Annotated in this window: 21 protein-coding genes; 7 read left to right on the top strand and 14 right to left on the bottom strand. The window is 28.5% G+C overall.

Translation table 11 applies throughout. From position 1 onward, the window contains the following. Nucleotides 1-11 precede the first annotated feature (11 nt). Nucleotides 12-644 carry an HAD family hydrolase gene (locus HNP65_RS08105; protein WP_184619768.1) on the bottom strand — a complete coding sequence of 211 codons (633 nt, stop codon included), beginning with the start codon at nucleotides 642-644 and terminating at the stop codon, nucleotides 12-14. An 87-nt stretch (nucleotides 645-731) separates the two neighbouring features. On the opposite strand from HNP65_RS08105, the gene HNP65_RS08100 reads away from it, so the two are divergent. Continuing rightward, nucleotides 732-1,538 (top strand): hypothetical protein, encoded by an 807-nt coding sequence (locus tag HNP65_RS08100; protein ID WP_184619767.1) that lies wholly within the window; start codon nucleotides 732-734, stop codon nucleotides 1,536-1,538. 143 nt (nucleotides 1,539-1,681) lie between these two features. Here the strand turns inward: HNP65_RS08100 and HNP65_RS08095 are convergent, their stop codons facing one another. Genes HNP65_RS08095 through HNP65_RS08040 form a run of 12 tightly spaced genes read right to left on the bottom strand, consistent with a single transcriptional unit; the run spans nucleotide 1,682 to nucleotide 11,751 of the window. Then, nucleotides 1,682-1,990, bottom strand: a complete 309-nt coding sequence (locus HNP65_RS08095) for a hypothetical protein (protein WP_246348243.1) — start codon at nucleotides 1,988-1,990, stop codon at nucleotides 1,682-1,684. 15 nt (nucleotides 1,991-2,005) lie between these two features. Further along, the gene (gene rpsT, locus HNP65_RS08090; protein WP_004103501.1) at nucleotides 2,006-2,284 is read right to left on the bottom strand and encodes a 30S ribosomal protein S20; all 279 of its coding nucleotides are present in this window, start codon (nucleotides 2,282-2,284) and stop codon (nucleotides 2,006-2,008) included. Between the two features lie 21 nt (nucleotides 2,285-2,305). Continuing rightward, nucleotides 2,306-3,493, bottom strand: coding sequence for a methionine adenosyltransferase (metK, locus tag HNP65_RS08085; RefSeq protein WP_184619766.1), 1,188 nt, complete (start codon nucleotides 3,491-3,493; stop codon nucleotides 2,306-2,308). Beyond that, nucleotides 3,490-3,810 (bottom strand): hypothetical protein, encoded by a 321-nt coding sequence (locus HNP65_RS08080; protein ID WP_184619765.1) that lies wholly within the window; start codon nucleotides 3,808-3,810, stop codon nucleotides 3,490-3,492. Before HNP65_RS08080 ends, metK begins: the two co-directional genes overlap by 4 nt. Before the next feature lie 2 nt (nucleotides 3,811-3,812). Continuing rightward, nucleotides 3,813-4,778 carry a M23 family metallopeptidase gene (locus HNP65_RS08075; RefSeq protein WP_184619764.1) on the bottom strand — a complete coding sequence of 322 codons (966 nt, stop codon included), beginning with the start codon at nucleotides 4,776-4,778 and terminating at the stop codon, nucleotides 3,813-3,815. Then, on the bottom strand, nucleotides 4,779-5,855 hold the full coding sequence (hflX, locus tag HNP65_RS08070) for a GTPase HflX (RefSeq protein ID WP_184619763.1): 1,077 nt from the start codon (nucleotides 5,853-5,855) through the stop codon (nucleotides 4,779-4,781). Further along, entirely contained in the window at nucleotides 5,842-6,096 is a 255-nt protein-coding gene (gene hfq / locus HNP65_RS08065) for an RNA chaperone Hfq (RefSeq protein WP_004103489.1), read from the bottom strand. Before hfq ends, hflX begins: the two co-directional genes overlap by 14 nt. A gap of 4 nt (nucleotides 6,097-6,100) precedes the next feature. Next, nucleotides 6,101-6,559, bottom strand: coding sequence for a GerMN domain-containing protein (locus HNP65_RS08060; protein WP_184619762.1), 459 nt, complete (start codon nucleotides 6,557-6,559; stop codon nucleotides 6,101-6,103). After that, nucleotides 6,556-7,458 (bottom strand): DUF4941 domain-containing protein, encoded by a 903-nt coding sequence (locus tag HNP65_RS08055; RefSeq protein ID WP_184619761.1) that lies wholly within the window; start codon nucleotides 7,456-7,458, stop codon nucleotides 6,556-6,558. The genes HNP65_RS08060 and HNP65_RS08055 overlap by 4 nt, the downstream gene beginning before the upstream one ends. Beyond that, nucleotides 7,455-9,131 carry a nucleoside kinase gene (locus HNP65_RS08050; protein WP_184619760.1) on the bottom strand — a complete coding sequence of 559 codons (1,677 nt, stop codon included), beginning with the start codon at nucleotides 9,129-9,131 and terminating at the stop codon, nucleotides 7,455-7,457. Before HNP65_RS08050 ends, HNP65_RS08055 begins: the two co-directional genes overlap by 4 nt. Nucleotides 9,132-9,146: 15 nt before the next feature. Next, nucleotides 9,147-10,544 carry an Rne/Rng family ribonuclease gene (locus HNP65_RS08045; RefSeq protein ID WP_184619759.1) on the bottom strand — a complete coding sequence of 466 codons (1,398 nt, stop codon included), beginning with the start codon at nucleotides 10,542-10,544 and terminating at the stop codon, nucleotides 9,147-9,149. 4 nt (nucleotides 10,545-10,548) lie between these two features. Next, the gene (locus HNP65_RS08040) at nucleotides 10,549-11,751 is read right to left on the bottom strand and encodes an adenosylhomocysteinase (RefSeq protein WP_184619758.1); all 1,203 of its coding nucleotides are present in this window, start codon (nucleotides 11,749-11,751) and stop codon (nucleotides 10,549-10,551) included. Nucleotides 11,752-11,936: 185 nt separating this feature from the next. Between HNP65_RS08040 and HNP65_RS08035 the strand changes: the two genes are divergently transcribed. From HNP65_RS08035 to HNP65_RS08010, 6 genes are read left to right on the top strand one after another with little or no spacing between them, the layout of a single operon-like run. Beyond that, on the top strand, nucleotides 11,937-12,449 hold the full coding sequence (locus HNP65_RS08035; RefSeq protein WP_184619757.1) for a deoxycytidylate deaminase: 513 nt from the start codon (nucleotides 11,937-11,939) through the stop codon (nucleotides 12,447-12,449). Further along, on the top strand, nucleotides 12,436-13,260 hold the full coding sequence (locus tag HNP65_RS08030) for a 2-oxoacid:ferredoxin oxidoreductase subunit beta (protein ID WP_184619756.1): 825 nt from the start codon (nucleotides 12,436-12,438) through the stop codon (nucleotides 13,258-13,260). Before HNP65_RS08035 ends, HNP65_RS08030 begins: the two co-directional genes overlap by 14 nt. Before the next feature lie 3 nt (nucleotides 13,261-13,263). After that, nucleotides 13,264-13,866, top strand: a complete 603-nt coding sequence (locus HNP65_RS08025) for a 2-oxoacid:ferredoxin oxidoreductase subunit gamma family protein (RefSeq protein WP_184619755.1) — start codon at nucleotides 13,264-13,266, stop codon at nucleotides 13,864-13,866. Then, entirely contained in the window at nucleotides 13,829-14,308 is a 480-nt protein-coding gene (locus tag HNP65_RS08020) for a diacylglycerol kinase family protein (protein ID WP_184619754.1), read from the top strand. The genes HNP65_RS08025 and HNP65_RS08020 overlap by 38 nt, the downstream gene beginning before the upstream one ends. Continuing rightward, on the top strand, nucleotides 14,290-15,327 hold the full coding sequence (locus HNP65_RS08015; protein ID WP_184619753.1) for a chemotaxis-specific protein-glutamate methyltransferase CheB: 1,038 nt from the start codon (nucleotides 14,290-14,292) through the stop codon (nucleotides 15,325-15,327). The genes HNP65_RS08020 and HNP65_RS08015 overlap by 19 nt, the downstream gene beginning before the upstream one ends. Before the next feature lie 24 nt (nucleotides 15,328-15,351). Then, nucleotides 15,352-16,449, top strand: a complete 1,098-nt coding sequence (locus HNP65_RS08010; RefSeq protein ID WP_184619752.1) for an S-layer homology domain-containing protein — start codon at nucleotides 15,352-15,354, stop codon at nucleotides 16,447-16,449. A 251-nt stretch (nucleotides 16,450-16,700) separates the two neighbouring features. Here HNP65_RS08010 and HNP65_RS08005 read toward each other — a convergent pair. Then, on the bottom strand, nucleotides 16,701-16,884 hold a 184-nt coding region (locus HNP65_RS08005; RefSeq protein ID WP_184619751.1), incomplete at its 5' end, for a hypothetical protein.

The raw sequence follows: 16,884 nt of genomic DNA, 5'->3' as shown, positions 1-16,884 counted from the left end.
AGTCAGCTAAATTACTTTTCGAAATATATTTTAATTAATTCTGGTTCAAAATTATTCACATTTATAAATTTAATACCAACTTTTTCAGAGGCTTTATCATTTTCAGTATCTCCTATCATTAAACATTTATCAGCAGCAATACCAAGCTTTTCTAAAATTTCAGCAAAAAATTTTGGATTTGGTTTTGCATAATGTGAATTTTCCATTGTAGCAATGTAGAAAAAGTTGTTTAGAGATAAATTTACAAACTCTATTCTTTTTTTAACAGCAATTTCAGGAAATAATGGATTTGATGCAAATATAAATTTATAATTAGAGTATTTTATAAAGTTGGTTAGTTTTTCGTTTATGATTATAAATTTTCTTAATTCATCAAATTCATTTTTGTAAAATTCTAGAAAAATGTTATACCAATAATTTTTGTCTTTACCAGTTTTTTTGGAAATTGATTCCAAAAATCTTTCAAAAAGATTTTTTGAAGAATCTTCGATTTTTGTAATTTCGTAAATACTGTGCATTACTAGGTTAAAAATTTTTTCAACAGGTAATTTTACTTTTCTTGAAAGAATTGAAAAATATACTTTCATAAATTCTTCTTCACTGTTTTTAACTAATGTTCCATCATAATCTACAAAGATATACATTTTATACCCCCTTCATTTTAAGTTAGTCTAAATTGATTGTATCATAAAGTTTTCATGGTAAAATAATATAAATAGAAGAAAATGGAGGTGATTTTTATTAGCGATTTAATGTTAAGTAGATTATTTGATATAGTTATAGAATTTAGCGTTAATAACTACAAAGTTTATTATTCAAAATTTAATTTAGATACAACTCAGGATATTATAGAAATTTTCTTAAGTCAGTATCGAATAAAAATGTTAGATAATGCAAATAATTTTTTGTTTGATTCTGATCATGGTATATTTGAAGTAAGTGTAGTAAAAGATGGATTAAAATTTATTATAGCTTTTAGAAATGCAAATGAATTATTAAAGAATAATTTGAAAGCAAAATTTTTTGAGTTGATAGGAATAATTTATACCAAATTTTATCAAAAGTGGGAAAGGGAAGGATTATTTTCAAGTAATAGTTTAGATGATTTTTTAGAGTTAATTGTAAAAAATTTAGTCGAAGTTGATGCTGCATTATTATCAAAAAAGATTAATAACTATTTTAAAATTAAATCGTCATATGGATTTGATAATGATGAATTTATGAAAAAATTGTTATTCTATGAGAATGAGATTTATGCTGAAAGATTTAAAAAACCTATGGTAGTAAAATTGGATGAGATTTTAGATGAATACTATTTGGAAGTAGATAGTGAAAGAATGGAAAAAGTTAATGAATTGGTAATACATGGAAATTTATTAAGGCTAACTTCATCACTATCAATCCCAATATTTAAAGATAAAGAATGTATTGGATTCCTCTCACTTTATAGCTTTGAAAGTGAAATTACTTTTGAAAATAATGAGTATATCAGTTTTGCAAATGTTCTTTCTAAAATTTTATCAAGTTTTGTAAAATAAAAACATGGCTTTGAGTTTTAACTCAAAGCCATGTTAATTTGATTTTATTCTTCTTCATCATAATCTAAAAAGTCTTCTAAATCTTCGTCGATTACTATTCCGCTATCATCCATTTCTTCTTCTATGCTTTCAATAGTTCTTTCCTAAATATCATCTTGAGAGTTTCCAAATGGGTTTTTAGGATCAAGTTTTCCGTTAAAAATTTCAATTTTTGATTTTCCGTCTATTAGATAAGCCTTTGCTGTAACACTTCCACTTATAGTACTTAAAATTTTTTTAACTAACTCTTCGTCAAGGTCTTGATTTTCAGCACAAGTCAAAATAAGATTTCCGTTTTGATATTCGATTTTGGTTTCATTTTTTTCTGCTAAGTTAATTATTTCTTCATTTTGGAGAATTGATTTAGCTTTTAGTTCATTTACTAGCATTTCTATTGTATAATGAAACGGCATGCTGCACCTCCAAAATTATTCTTTACTTGCAAAATGTTTGTTTATTTTTGCAATTAATCTTGATTTTCTTCTTGATGCTTGGTTTTTGTGTATTGCACCTATTTTAGCAGCTTTATCAATTGCACTTTGAGCTACTTTATACAATTGTTCAACTTCTTCACGTGATTTTCCTTCTTGAAGTGCTAATAAAACTTTTTTTATGGAATTTTTCATTCTTGTTTTATATGCTTTATTGATTAATCTGTTTCTTTCTGAAACTTTAACTCTTTTTTTTGCTGATTTTATGTTTGGCATAAATCTCATACCTCCCGTTTATTATAAAATTTTCTTAAGTTCATCAACCATATCTAATTTTTCCCAAGTAAATTCCTCAAATTCTCTTCCAAAGTGGCCATAAGCTGCGGTTTTCTTGTATATTGGTCTTAAAAGATTTAATTTTTTGATTATTGCACCTGGTCTAAAATCAAAAATTTCGAGAATTGCTTTTAAGATTTTATCTTCATCAGTTTTAGCAGTTCCGAAGGTATTGATCATTACTGATACTGGATGTGCTTTTCCAATTGCATAAGCAACTTGAATCATAAATTTGTCTGCAAGACCTGCTGCGACAACATTTTTAGCAACGTATCTTGCAAAATAGTGTGCAGATCTATCTACCTTTGTTGGATCTTTTCCACTAAAGGCACCTCCACCGTGAGGTACTGCACCACCGTAGGTATCAACGATAATTTTTCTTCCAGTTAGTCCTGTATCTGCTGATGGACCGCCTAAGACAAATCTTCCAGTAGGATTTACTAAAATTTTCATTTTGTCATCCCTAAGTTCTTCTGGAATTATAGGATCAATTACGTGCTTAATTAATGCTTCTTTTATTTCTGGAATTGTAACATCAGGCTCATGTTGTGTAGAAATTAAAACAGTATCGACTCTTATTGGTTTGTCGTTTTCGTCGTATTCAATTGTTACTTGAGTTTTTCCATCAGGTCTTAAAAATGAAAGCGTACCATTTTTTCTTACTTCAGAGAGTTTCATAGCAAGCTTATGAGAAAGCATTATTGGGAGTGGCATATATTCTTTTGTTTCATTTGTAGCGTAACCAAACATCATTCCTTGGTCTCCTGCTCCGACTTGTTCAAGCTCATCTTCTGATTTTAATTCGCCTTCTTTTGCTTCAAGAGCTTTGTCAACACCTAGTGCAATATCTGGGGATTGACTGTGAATTGAGGACAATACTGCACATGTTTCACCATCGAAACCATACTTTGCTCTAGTATAACCAATATCTAAAATAGTTTTTCTTACTATGTCTTGAATATCAACATATGCCCTTGTTGTTACCTCACCAGAAACTATTGCAATACCTGTTGTAACTAGTGTTTCTACAGCAACCCTAGACTTTGGGTCTTGTTCTAACATCGCGTCCAAGATAGCATCACTAATTTGATCTGCTACCTTGTCTGGATGACCTTCAGTAACACTTTCACTTGTGAATAGTCTTTTCATCCCTCAACCTCCTTTTCATACTCTTCTTTTGAGATAAATTTACCTCCAGATATATCAAAACTTACTGGTTTATATGAACCAGTAAATTGTGCTCTAACTTCAATTTTGTTTGGGCATTTTGAACCAACGTATAATTTTTCTATTTTGTACCTGACATTTGGGTTATCGTATTCATTTAAAAAATCATAACCCTTTCTTAAATGGCTTCTAAAAACTTCTCCACATTTATCACATTTTAAATATATAACCAAAGAATCTTTTTCGTTATAAAATGGATTTTTCTCTATATTCTTTTTCTTCTTGAAAAAACCAAACATATCTATCTCTCCCGCTTAAGGTTAAAAGTAAATTCTTTAACCCTTTTCCATGGATCATATGCTTCAATTCTTACTTGGAAAAAGTCTGTATTTGTATTTAGAGTTGGAAAATTATTAACTTTAATTGGTCCACCAAGCATCTCTGGATAAAGTTTATAATATGTTTTGTATATGTACCCTGCTGCAATTGAATCTTTTGAATAAACAATGTATGGTTTATAAAATTCATCTTTTGATACTTCATCAAGTAATATATCATACACTAGTTTGTTTGCAATGTAAAGCTTTATTTCTTTAAGACCAAGCAAATTATTGTTAACAAATAAATAAGAATTTATTTCAATTTTAGGATAATCCCCTTTAAAGGAATAGGTTTCGCCTTCAATGTAGTTATAACTTTTTCCGTTTATAATTAGTTCTTTTAAAATTATTCCACCATTTGGAGCTGGAACATTCAAAAAATCTATAGGATCAAACATTAACGTTTCATCACTATTTCTTATTTCAAGATGACAATGAGGTTTTACAGCTTCACCAGTTTTTCCAGAATATGCAATAATATCACCTTGGGAAAATTTAATTTCATTATCTGGGAAATTAATAACAATTTTTTGATTTTGAAATTCTTCTTGTAAGCTTTTTATAATATTTTCGATTGTATAGTTAAAACTGCTGAGATGTGCATATAAAGATCTATAACCGTTAGGATGTTGTAAAACGATAACGTTTCCATAAATAGGGTCATTTAATTCAACTCTAACAACATAACCTTCATAAATTGCTTTAATTGGTATACCTTCTTTCGAAAATGTGCTGAAATCAATTCCCCCATGAAAATGTGGTAAATTACCTGTACTTCTGAATTCAGCAAAGGACGAAGTAATATAACTATCATCTACCGGTGGAATGAAATTTGAAAATGATAAAGTGATTAATATTAAAAGAATAAAAACGACTGTTTTTTTCATTTAAATTTTGACCTCCTTCTGTAGTAAATTTTCTACTTGATGTAAGAGTGTTGATATGTTTTCTTTGTTTTTTGCAGATATAAAAACTGCATTTGAAAATCTTCTTTGCAAGTTTTTAATATAATCTTTATGGCATAAATCAATTTTGTTAAATACCAGTAAGGTCTTTATCTTAGCCATATTTATTGATTCAAGCGTTTTATGAATTATTTTTATTTTTTCTTCAAAGTTTTTGTCGGCTACATCAACTAAAATTATTATCAAGTCTGAAAAATTTATTTCTTCTAAAGTTGAATGAAAGGCTTCAATTATTAAAGGGTGTAGATTTCTTATGAAACCAACTGTGTCAGAAAAAATTGCATATCTACCACTTGGAAGTAATACTCTTCGTGAAACGGGCGAAAGAGTTGTAAACATTTCATTTTTTGAAAACAAAGTTTCTTTGGCCAAATTTGATAATAATGTAGTTTTTCCAGCATTAGTATAACCGACTATAGAAACTTTGTAAATATTGTTTTGATTTCTTTTTTTTCTTTGGACTTGCCTAATAGATTCAAGTTTTTTTAACTTGCTTTCTAACTTTTTAATCCTATTTTTAATATACCTCTTTGAATATTCTAGTCTTTTTTCTCCTGGCCCTCTTGTTCCTATGCCTCCACCTAATCTTGAAAGTTCCTTGCCCTGTCCAATAAGGTATGGCAATAAATACTTCAATCTTGCAATTTCAACTTGCAACCTTCCTTCATTTGTTTTTGCATGTTTTGCAAAGATTTCCAATATAATTTCGGTTCTATCATAAACTTTTTTTTCAAGGTATTTTTCTATATTTCTTCTTTGAATGTGTGATATATTATCATCAATAACCAAGTAATCAATATCTTCGCGTATAAAAAATTCTTTTACTTTTTCTAATAGCCCTTTTCCTATATAAAATGCAGGGTTAGGCTTGTTCCTTTTCTGAAAGATTTTATCTATAACTTTTATCCCTATAGTTTCACACAACTCTTCTAACTCTAGAAAAGATTCAGCAAATGAAGGTTTATATAAACCTATAATTAGTGCTTTACTTTTCCTCATTTTCCGATTCTTCGTTTTGTTGCTTAGTTAGTTTAACGAAACTTTCTGGCATGATTGTGCTAACTGCATGTTTATAAATTAAATTTTGTTGACTACCGTTTTCCAGAAGCATTGTAAAATTATCAAAGGATCTTATAATTCCTTTAGTTTGAAAACCATTAACTAAGTAAACTTTCACTGGTATTTTGTTAGTTCTTAGAATGTTTAAAAATCTGTCTTGTAAATTAAATTTTTCTGCCATACCTTTAATCCCCCTTTTTAATTTTATATAAATCTTTTGGAAAAGAAAAGTGTATATTAACGCTCCTAATAAAAATTTCACTTTGTTTTCCATCAACTAATATATAAATTCTATCAATACCATTTATGTTTTCAAAAAGTGAATATAGAATTTGTAATAGTAGAAAAATTTCTTCTTCACTACTGTAATTTTGTATATTTTTAGAATTTAAATCAATTATTAATGCTGTATCAACAAAATAATAAGCATTTAAAATGCCTTGAGGTACAAAGTTTTTTTGACTGTCACTTAATTTAACTTTTGAAAATTTTTCAAAAATTTCTTGTACAGCTACAACCTTATTTGAAGAAAATTCGCCTACTTCTAAAAGAATTATACCATTATTTTCAATAAAAGCAATTTTTGAAGCAACTAGTGTAAAAGAAACTATAAGTATAAAAAGTAATGTAATTATCCTTTTCATTGTAACTCACCTTCAACAAATTCAGAAATTTGTTTCCAGCTATTCTGTGAAGTAAAGATTACAATAGCTGGAAGATCTTTTGGGATTTGAACAAATGGGACATAAAAGAGTTTTAGATTAAATTTTTTTGAAACAAGTTTTCCAAATTTGTCCGATATTGAAAAAACTTTCCAATCATTTCCGGAAAAATCCGGGGAGTAGTTTGGTACAAATACAGCATTTATATTACTATCTTTGAATATTATAGCAAAACTTTTAGAATCGTACTTTTCAATTTTTTCACCAAAAAGATTTACAATAATATTTTTAATATTGTATTCTTTAATAAATTGCACGATTGTTCGTTTAGGTAAAATATTTAATTCAGTTTTGTATGAAGAATCAATATTTTTGGTCAGTAATATACTTCCAGGTTCATATAGATTATTGTTGAAATAAATTAATCCTTTTGAAATTATATTAATAACATTATCAGTTGCTTCAATATCAATAAGATTTTTGCCGAGATAATCAAACTGTAAATAACTTCCAAAATCTTCTACTTTTGTTATTACCATTTCAGCAAAGTTATAATCATTTTCTTGTTTTAAGTATTTTATATTAAAAAAATTGAAAATGTCATCAAAATTTGGATTATCTAACGCATTTTCTCCTAAGACAATTACGTTTTTAGAAAAATAGATGATTTTATCTTCCCACTCAATGTAATTGAATGAGCCAATTGTTCCGGTTGAAATTTCGCTTGTTGAAAGAAACTTAGAATATTTTTCTAAAATTTCTTCAACCGTTTCAAAATTTAGATTTGTTGCATTTATTGTATAATTATCAAATTTTATAATTTCAGAAAAGCTATTTAAAGCTAGAAGAAAGATTACTATAGCAACAATAAATTTTTTCAATATTTAAACACACTCCTTCCAATAAATTCTCTTATAAGAGAAGTTCTTGGAATATCTTCAATATTTGTAATTGGCAAGAAGTAATCAAGAATTTTTAAAAGTCTTGTTGCTTCAGTACTTTCTGGAACGTCATCAGGAACCGCTATAAGTAAAGGTTCAGCAAATATCTTTAATACAGCTATCTCATATACAAGAGCACTGTTAAACATTATATCCGCATTTTCTTGATGTGGAAAGATATTTCTATCTTCGCCTCTTCTAACGCTTGGCCACATTTTTAGAGTTGCAAGAGCATCATGAGCTCTAAATTTGCTATCTCTAACTATTCTTCTAAGAAGTCTGGTATCAGTAGTATGGATTCTATTTGTATTATCTAAATTTAACTGTGTTAGAGCGCTTGCATAAATTTTAAATTTTAATTCTTCTGGTATTAAGTTTGTTAATTTTGGATTTAAGCCATGTATACCTTCAACAATTATTGGTTGATCTTTAGATATTTTCATTAGAGTACCTTTTTCTTTTCTTTTACCCTTAGTAAAGTCGAATTTTGGTATTTCAACAGTTTTTCCTTCGAATAAATCAAGGAGGTTTTTATTAAATAATTCAATATCTATTGCTTCCAAAGCTTCAAAGTCAGGTTTTCCATTTTCATCAAGTGGAGTTTTTTCCCTATCTACAAAATAATCATCTAAGGAAATTGTAACTGGTCTTAGCCCACTTGCACGTAATTGAACCATGAGTCTTTTTGAAAAGGTAGTTTTTCCACTTGAAGATGGTCCAGCAATCAAGATTAATCTTACATTTTTTCTCTTTTTTATTTCTTCGGCAATGAAGGCTATTCTTTTTTCATGCAATGCTTCTGACATTATTATTAAATCGGTTACACTTCTTTCTCCTTTTGCAATTAAATCATTTAAATCTCCTACACTATCTATATTCATAATTTCTAACCATTTTTCATATTCTAAAAATACTGCTGAAAGTTTGGGTAGAGGTTTAAATTCGATTATCGGTTTTTTGTTTTTAAATGTTGGTAAAATCAAAACAAATCCTTCTTCATATTTTGCAAGATCAAAGTATTTTAGTATTCCAGTACTTAAAGGCATATAGCCATAGAAGTAATCAAAATTATCGTCAATTTTATATACTTTTACTGTTTTTTTCTTTCTATATTTTAATAAACTTACTTTGTCATTAAATCCAAGTTCTTCAAATAATTTTAAAGCTTCTGATTTTAAAAGTTCAAGCTTAATAAATTTTTTGTTTTCATTTATTAGTTTCATCATTTCGTCTTTTACTTTTTTAATTTCGCTCTCAGAGAGTATCTTTTTATTATTTTTTGACTTTAATTCGCAATATATAGCTTTTCCTACGCTATGCGATACTTTTAGAGTATAATCAGGGTATAGTTTTTTTAAGGTGTGTTTTAAAATGAACAGCAATCCTCTTTGATATATTCTAAAGCCATCTGTTGAGTTTATATCTAAGAATTCAACTTCGCCAGACCTAATAATAGGCCTAAACAATTCAACTATAGAATTGTTAAGCTTTGCTGCAACTATTGGAGATTCATAGTATTTTTCATATTCATCTACAAATTTTTCTAAAGTTATTCCTTTTTCAACAGTAATTTTTTTGCCATCATCTTTAAATGTTAATTCAATTCTTTCCATATCTTTTCCCCCTTTTTATATTTTCCAAGTAATTTCAAATGTTTTAGGATCAGTATGTGTAAAATGAATGTGATAGATTAAATCTTTTCTTTTTTTTAATTCACTTTTATCTATATAATTTTTCATATATGGATGAAGTTTAATAATTGCTTCTTTTGCTTCTTTTGGAGCGTTTTCAATTTTAGTAAAAATTTCTTTTAAAAGAAACCGTGGTGATTGTATAAAACCAGAACCACCACAGACAGGACATATAGATACATAATTTTCGAAAAATGATTTGATTGTTCTCTTGCGTGATAATTCCAAGAGACCAAGTTTTGTAAATCCAAAAATTTCAATTTTACTTTTGTCTTTTTTTATTTCTTCATTTACTTTTTCGAGTATTTTGTTTTTATTTTCTTCACTGTTCATATCAATAAAATCTATAATTACTATACCTCCAATATTCCTTAATCGAAGTTGTCTAAATATTTCTTCAACAGCTTCGTAATTTGTTTTAAATGCAGTTTCTTGTTGATTTAGACTTTTTGTAAAATGTTTTGAGTTTACATCAATTACTGTTAATGCTTCCGTTTTGTCAATTATTATTTCCCCGCCAGAAGGTAAGGTTATAGTTCTCTTAATTAGTTCTTTAAAATATTTGTTCACGTTTGTGTATTCAAAACTATCTCCATCTATTATTTCTATTTTAGGTCTTTTTGAGAATATTTTTAAATATTTTCTTATAACTTCTATATGTTTTATGTTGTTCGTGATTACCTGGGTGATTTCTTTTGTTAATCTTTCACGAAGTATATAATCTATTAAACTTTCCTCGGTATATAATATTTGTATTTTCCTTTTTCTTTTAAAATTTAATAATAAATCGTCAAGTTTTTCTTTTAAAGTTATTGCTTCAGAGTAAATATATTTTTCATCTAATCCTTCAGCCGCAGTTCTTATTACTACACCAAATCCATTGTTATTTGATATTTCATTTGCAATTTTGTATAATCTTTGTCTTTCGTCTTCTGATTCTATCTTTTTAGATACTCCGTTAACATTTGAAAAAGGAAAAACTACTAAATATCTTCCAGCAATACTTATGTTAGCGGTTAATTGAGGACCCTTTGTGCCTGTTGGATCTTTTTTAACTTGGACAAGTATTTTAGAACCTTCTTTGATTTCTTTCAATGAAAAATAATCATAGTATTTTTCAGGTATATCTTTAATTCTCAAAAATCCATTCTTTTTTTCACCTATGTTGACAAAAATTGCATCAAGCGCATTAACAACTTTTTCAACTTTTCCAAGATAAATATTTCCAGTTAGTTTTTTTTCTTCATCTGAAAATAGTTCTACTAATTTATTGTTTTCGATTATAGCATAATGTAAGTTATCTTCAATTGAATTTAATACTAGAATTTTTTCCATAGTATCAATATCCTTTCAGGTACTCCTTTTGTTCTTCTGATAACTTATCAATTTCTATCCCTAGGGATTTAAGTTTTAATGTTGCAACCTTTTCATCTAATTCTTCAGGGTATTGATAAACTTTGTTTTCAAGATTTTTATAATTTTTATGAATATAAATTAACGACAATGTTTGAAGTGCAAATGAAAGATCCATAATTTCAATTGGATGACCATCTCCAGCTGCAAGGTTTACGAGTCTTCCTTCACCAATAACGAATATTTTTTTACCATTTATTATATATCCTTTTACATTTTCTCTCGCTTCAAAAGTTTTTTCAGCATTTTTTTCTATTTTCTCTATTGGAATTTCAACATTGAAATGACCAGCGTTTGCAAGTATAACACCATTTTTCATGTTTAGTATATCTTCATATTTTACCACATCTTTTACACCTGTAGATGTTACCACTATATCTGCAATTTTAGCTGCTTCCGACATTTTCATAACATTAAACCCATCCATAAGTGCCTCTATAGCTTTTATAGGATCTACCTCAGTAACAATAACATTTGCTCCCAATCCTTTTGCTCTCATAGCAATACCTCTACCACACCAGCCATATCCGGCAATAACTACATTTTTCCCAGCAATCAATGTATTTGTATTTCTCATTATTGAATCCCAAGTGGATTGTCCAGTTCCATATCTATTGTCAAAAAAATGTTTCATTTTTGCATTATTAACGGCTATAACAGGAACTTTTAAAAGTCCCTTTTCTTGAAGGTTTAAAAGTCTTCTAACTCCGGTAGTTGTTTCTTCTGAAATTCCTTTAACATTTTTTAAAAGCTCTGTTCTTTCAGTATGCAAAATCACACTTAGATCTGCACCATCATCTAAAATTAGTTCAGGTTCATGATCAAGAACTTTGTTTAGATTGTTAAAATAAATTTTTTCGTCATGAGTTCTTTTTGCATGAACAGTTATACCATATTCAGATAATGCAGCTGCTACATCATCTTGTGTTGATAATGGATTACACCCTGTAACGAAAACATCAGCTCCAAGTTCTTTTAAAGTAATTGCTAAATAAGCAGTTTTTGCTTCCAAATGGATTGCCATCCCAATTTTAGTACCATTAAAAACTCCTTTATATTCTTTTTTTAGGTAATTTAATAAGGGCATAAAGTTTGAAACCCATTCGATTTTTTTTCTACCACTTTCCATTTCATCGCCTCCTATGTATCTGTTTTGTCATTACAAAGATATTTTATCATATTAATTGACTAAATAGGTATTTTTTGTAGATACAAATAGTTAATACAATCTATTTCAAATATTTGGGACTTGCTTTTAATTTTATATATATTAAAATCTTTTATGGAACAAGTTATTTTGGAGGGAGCTATAAAATGAATTTAGATTCTTATTTAAAAAATTTAAAAATAACTAAATCGGGGGATAAACGTGAAAGTTGGGATAGCTACTTTTTGAAAATTGCTGAAATTATAGCTACCCGTTCTACTTGTTTTCATAGAAAAGTTGGAGCTGTTATTGTTAAAGATAAGAGAATTTTAGCGACAGGTTATAACCAACCTCCTTCTGGTTTTCCTCATTGTGATGACATAGGTTGTATTAGGGATGATTTAAATATTAAATCTGGGGAAAATCAAGAAGTGTGTTATGCTCTTCATGCAGAGCAAAATGCTTTGATGCAGGCAGCAAAATTTGGCATATCAACTGATGATGCCACAATATATGTAACTCATAAACCATGTTCAGTTTGTGCAAGGCTTATAATTAATGCGGGTATAAAAAGGGTAGTGTATTTAAATGATTATCCAGATTCACTGACAGATTTTTTGTTTAAGACATCTAAAATTTCTGTTGAAAAACATGGAGGTGTTATTCATGAAAAGGGATGATTTAATAAATTATTTAAGGATTGACAGGTGGCCCACAGTCTGGTGCCCAGGTTGTGGAAATGGAATAATTTTAAAATCTTTTATTGATGCGGTTAATGAATTAAAATTAGAAAAGGATAGAGTAGCCGTTGTTTCAGGAATTGGTTGTTCTTCAAGGGCAACTGGTTATCTAGATTTTAATACAATGCACACCCTTCATGGAAGAGCAATAGCTTTTGCTACAGGTGTAAAACTTGCAAGACCTGATTTTAAGGTAGTAGTTATGGGCGGTGATGGTGATATTACTGCAATTGGAGGGAATCATTTTATACATGCATGTAGAAGAAATTTAGATATTACAGTTATTATTTTTAACAATATGATTTATGGAATGACTGGAGGGCAGCACTCACCTACTACTCCACATGAAAAGATAGCAAGTACGATGCCATATGGGAATATAGAGAATTCTTTCGATATAGTTGAGTTAGCTTTAACTTCAGGAGCAACTTATGTTGCAAGAAGCACTGTTTATCATTATCCTTTAACTGTAAAATATATAAAGGAAGGTATAAGTCATAGAGGAATGAGTGTTATAGAAGTCTTAACAAATTGTCATACTTATTATGGAAGATACAATGGAATGAGAAATGCATGGGATTTACATGAATATTTTAAAAACAATACAGTTATGAAAGAAAAAGCGGAAAAATTATCAAAAGAAGAACTAGATGGGAAAATAATAATTGGTCAGTTTAAAAAAGAAGAGAAACCGGATTTTTATGAAAATTACAAAAAAATATTTTCAATTGTGAAAAATTCGGAGGTGTAATTAATGGAAATAAGCAGACCATTTTCTATTAGAATTGCTGGAATTGGAGGACAGGGGAATTTAGTTTCTGGTTTGATATTGGCAAAGGCACTTGTAAAGTCAGGAAAGTATGTTGTTCAGACTCAGAATTATACCGCACAAGTTAGGGGTGGACCAAGTTATTGTGATCTACTTGTTTCAAATCAACCGATAGATTTTCCTAAAGCAACTTTGTTTGATATTTTAATGATCTTACACCCTTCTATGATTTCGCAGTGTAAAAATGTAAGAAATAATGGTATAATTATTATAGATAATACTCATATTAGTGAATTACCGGCTGATATGTTTAGAATGACTAAAAGAAAGATTGCACTGCCTGTTTCAAAAATGGCCTTAGAAAAGTTTGGAAACGAGATGTTTGCAAATATGATAATGTTAGGTGTAGTTTTAAAGGCAACTTCTTTGGTAGATATTGACAGTTTGATTGAGTCAATTAGAGAAAATATGAATCCAAAATATGTTGAAAAAAATATTGAGGCGGTGAAGTATGGAACAACCCTCACAGAAAAGGTATACAAACCAAGAATTGAAAGAAAAATTAAACGGACGATTGGCTTCGAATAATTTAAAAGAATCTTTTGAGCATGCAATTGAAGGTATTATATATGCGTTATCAAGTGAAAGAAATTTAAGAATACATTTTTTTGTTGGTTTTGTAATTCTTTTAATAACATTGTTTTTACCGATAGATAAAAATAACTATATATGGATTTTTTTTGCAGTTTTTTTTGTTATTATTTCAGAATTGATTAATACATTAATAGAAAAAATTTTAGATTTGTTTGTTCCAGAATATCATCCAATAGTTAAAGTAATAAAGGATATAAGTTCTGGTGTAGTTTTATGGGCAGCTCTTTTTTCTGTAGTAGTAGGTATTGCAATTATTGGAAATTATTTATTTAATTGGAATGTATTAATAGCTAAAGTTGTTGGATTTGTTTTTGTGACAGCTTTTCCATTAATATATTTAATTTTAGGAGTGAGAAAGTGGAAGAAAAAAAGATAAGGATATTGATTGTTGATGATTCAGCATTCATGAGAATGGTTTTAAAGGATGTATTGGAAAAAGAAAAAGATATGCAAGTTGTTGGAATTGCAAAAGATGGTATGGAAGCGATAGAGCTTGCAATAAAAACAAAACCTGATATTATTACTTTAGATGTGGAAATGCCTAAATTAAATGGTATTGAAGCATTAAAAGAAATAATGAAAAGAGCACCTACAAGAGTAATTATGGTAAGTAGTCTTACAGAAGAAGGTGCTGATATTACTATTACTGCTTTGGAACTTGGAGCAGTGGATTTTATTACAAAACCTGCGGGAAGTATTTCAATGAATTTTAGAAAAATTGCAGGAGATTTAATTCAAAAGATAAGAGCAGCGATGAAAGTTGATGTTAAGTCTTTAGTAAGAAAAGCTACTTATACATCTAAAAAATTAAATTTAAGGAGTTTGGTTTCAAGTAAGATTGTAGTAATTGGATCTTCAACCGGCGGTCCAAAATCATTAGACATGGTTATTCCCCCACTACCAGAAAATTATCCAGCACCTATAATAATTGTTCAGCATATGCCGGCTGGGTTTACAAAATCTCTTGCACAAAGGCTAAATAAAATTTCTAATCTTTATGTTAAAGAAGCTGAAGAAGGTGATGTTTTAGAGCCTGGAAAAGTTTATATTGCTCCAGGAGATTATCATCTTGGAATTAAGCAACATGATAAAAAGAGCGTGGTTTATCTTGAAAAGAGTGAAAAAATTAATAATGTTAGACCTGCAGTAGATTTTACTCTCGATAAAGTTGCAGAAATTTATAAAGATAAAACAATAGCAGTTATATTAACTGGAATGGGAAAAGATGGAACTAAAGGAGCATTCAAGGTAAAATATTATAAAGGAATAGTTATTGCGGAATCAAAAGAAACTTGTGTTGTCTACGGTATGCCAAAATCTGTTGTTGAGGAAGGATATGCGGATTTTGAGCTTCCAGCATACAAAATACCAGAGAAATTGGTAGAAATTGTATAAAAATAAATTTGGGAGGTGCAGAATATGAAAAAAGTTTTGATTGTCATTACTTTACTTTTATCATTTTTAACTTTTGCAAGTTTTAAAGATGTTCCAGTTAATCATTGGGCATACGATGCTGTAAATGAGTTAAGTAAATTAGGCATAATTAGTGGAATGCCTGATGGAACGTTTCAAGGAAATCAAGCAATGACAAGGTATCAAGTGGCAGTTGCAATTTATAGAACTATGAACTATTTACAGGAAAAAATAGATAAAGCTGTTTCAAATTCTTCAAATATTAGTAGTTTGAGAGAGCAAATCTTAACACTTTCAGATATTGTAAGTACAGCAATGAATAAAATTGAAGATTTAGCAACTATTAAAGATACAGTACAAGTTCTTTCTTCAGATTTAAGTGAGTTAAAAACTTCAATAGTTAACACAAAGAATGATGTAAAAAGTCTTTCAATCGATTTATCATCGATTAAAAATTCAGTTGCTGATAACTCAAGAAAATTAGAAGATTTAGAAGCTGCATTGTCAGGTAACAATTTAAAAACAATATTAGACAGCAAAGTTAGTTTTAACGAATACAATGCATTTAAGGATAGTATAAACTCTAAATTTAATAATTTTCAAACGACAATGGAAAATAAAATTTCAGGATTTGAAGGAGAAATATCAGTTTTAAAAACAGATCTTGGATCATTGAAAGAAAAAATAGCAGTGATAGATAGTATAAATGATAAAGTTACAGGTTTAGAAGAATATATTAATGCAAAAACTAAAGCTTGGGATACTAGAATATCAGCATTATCTGGTGATATTACACAATTAAAAGTAGATTTCCAAACTTATACTTCACAAAATGACGTAAAAATTAGCCAATTCGAAAAGCAAATTAATTCATTAAATGAAAAGGTAAATAGTATGGAGCAAACAGTTGCTAAAATTGAAACATTTGAGAACGATTTTAATCAATTTAAAGATGATACAAACAATACAGTAGAAAAATTAACACAAAGGGTTGAAAATTTAGAAAATTCTTCAAATTCTACATTAAGCGCTTTTTCAATGATTCTTTCTGTAATTTCTGCAGCAGTTTCAGGAGTTGCAATTTATTTAATTTTAAGTAAGTAAATAATGTTTTGATTTTAAAAGATAAAAACTCCACCCATTAAAGTTTAGGGGTGGAGTTTTTAATTTAATATATGAATTATCATCAGAAAAATATCAAAGAAATAATTTCATAAAAAAATTAAATTTATGCTATGTTAAATAAATTTTACTTAACTTTATTTAGAAGAAACTATTAGATCTTATAAAAACAAAAACCCCCTGAATAAATTAATATTAATCAGGGGGTATAAAGCAAGAACAATTAATTTAAGTTATATTTTAAACTTAGAAAGATATTCGTTCAAAGAAGATACAGCGACATTTAAGTCATCAGAGTAGGTTTTTACTTCAGTTGCCTGTTTTGCTTGTTCTTCTACATCAAGAGCCATTTTCTTTATTTCATCTTCTACGTCTTGTATTGTTCTTGTTACTCTATCTATCGCTGCACTTACTTCT

Source organism: Thermosipho japonicus (assembly GCF_014201655.1).
Taxonomy (GTDB): domain Bacteria; phylum Thermotogota; class Thermotogae; order Thermotogales; family Fervidobacteriaceae; genus Thermosipho; species Thermosipho japonicus.
Note: the sequence above shows the minus strand (reverse complement) of the source record. Positions and strands in the feature narration are given on the sequence as shown.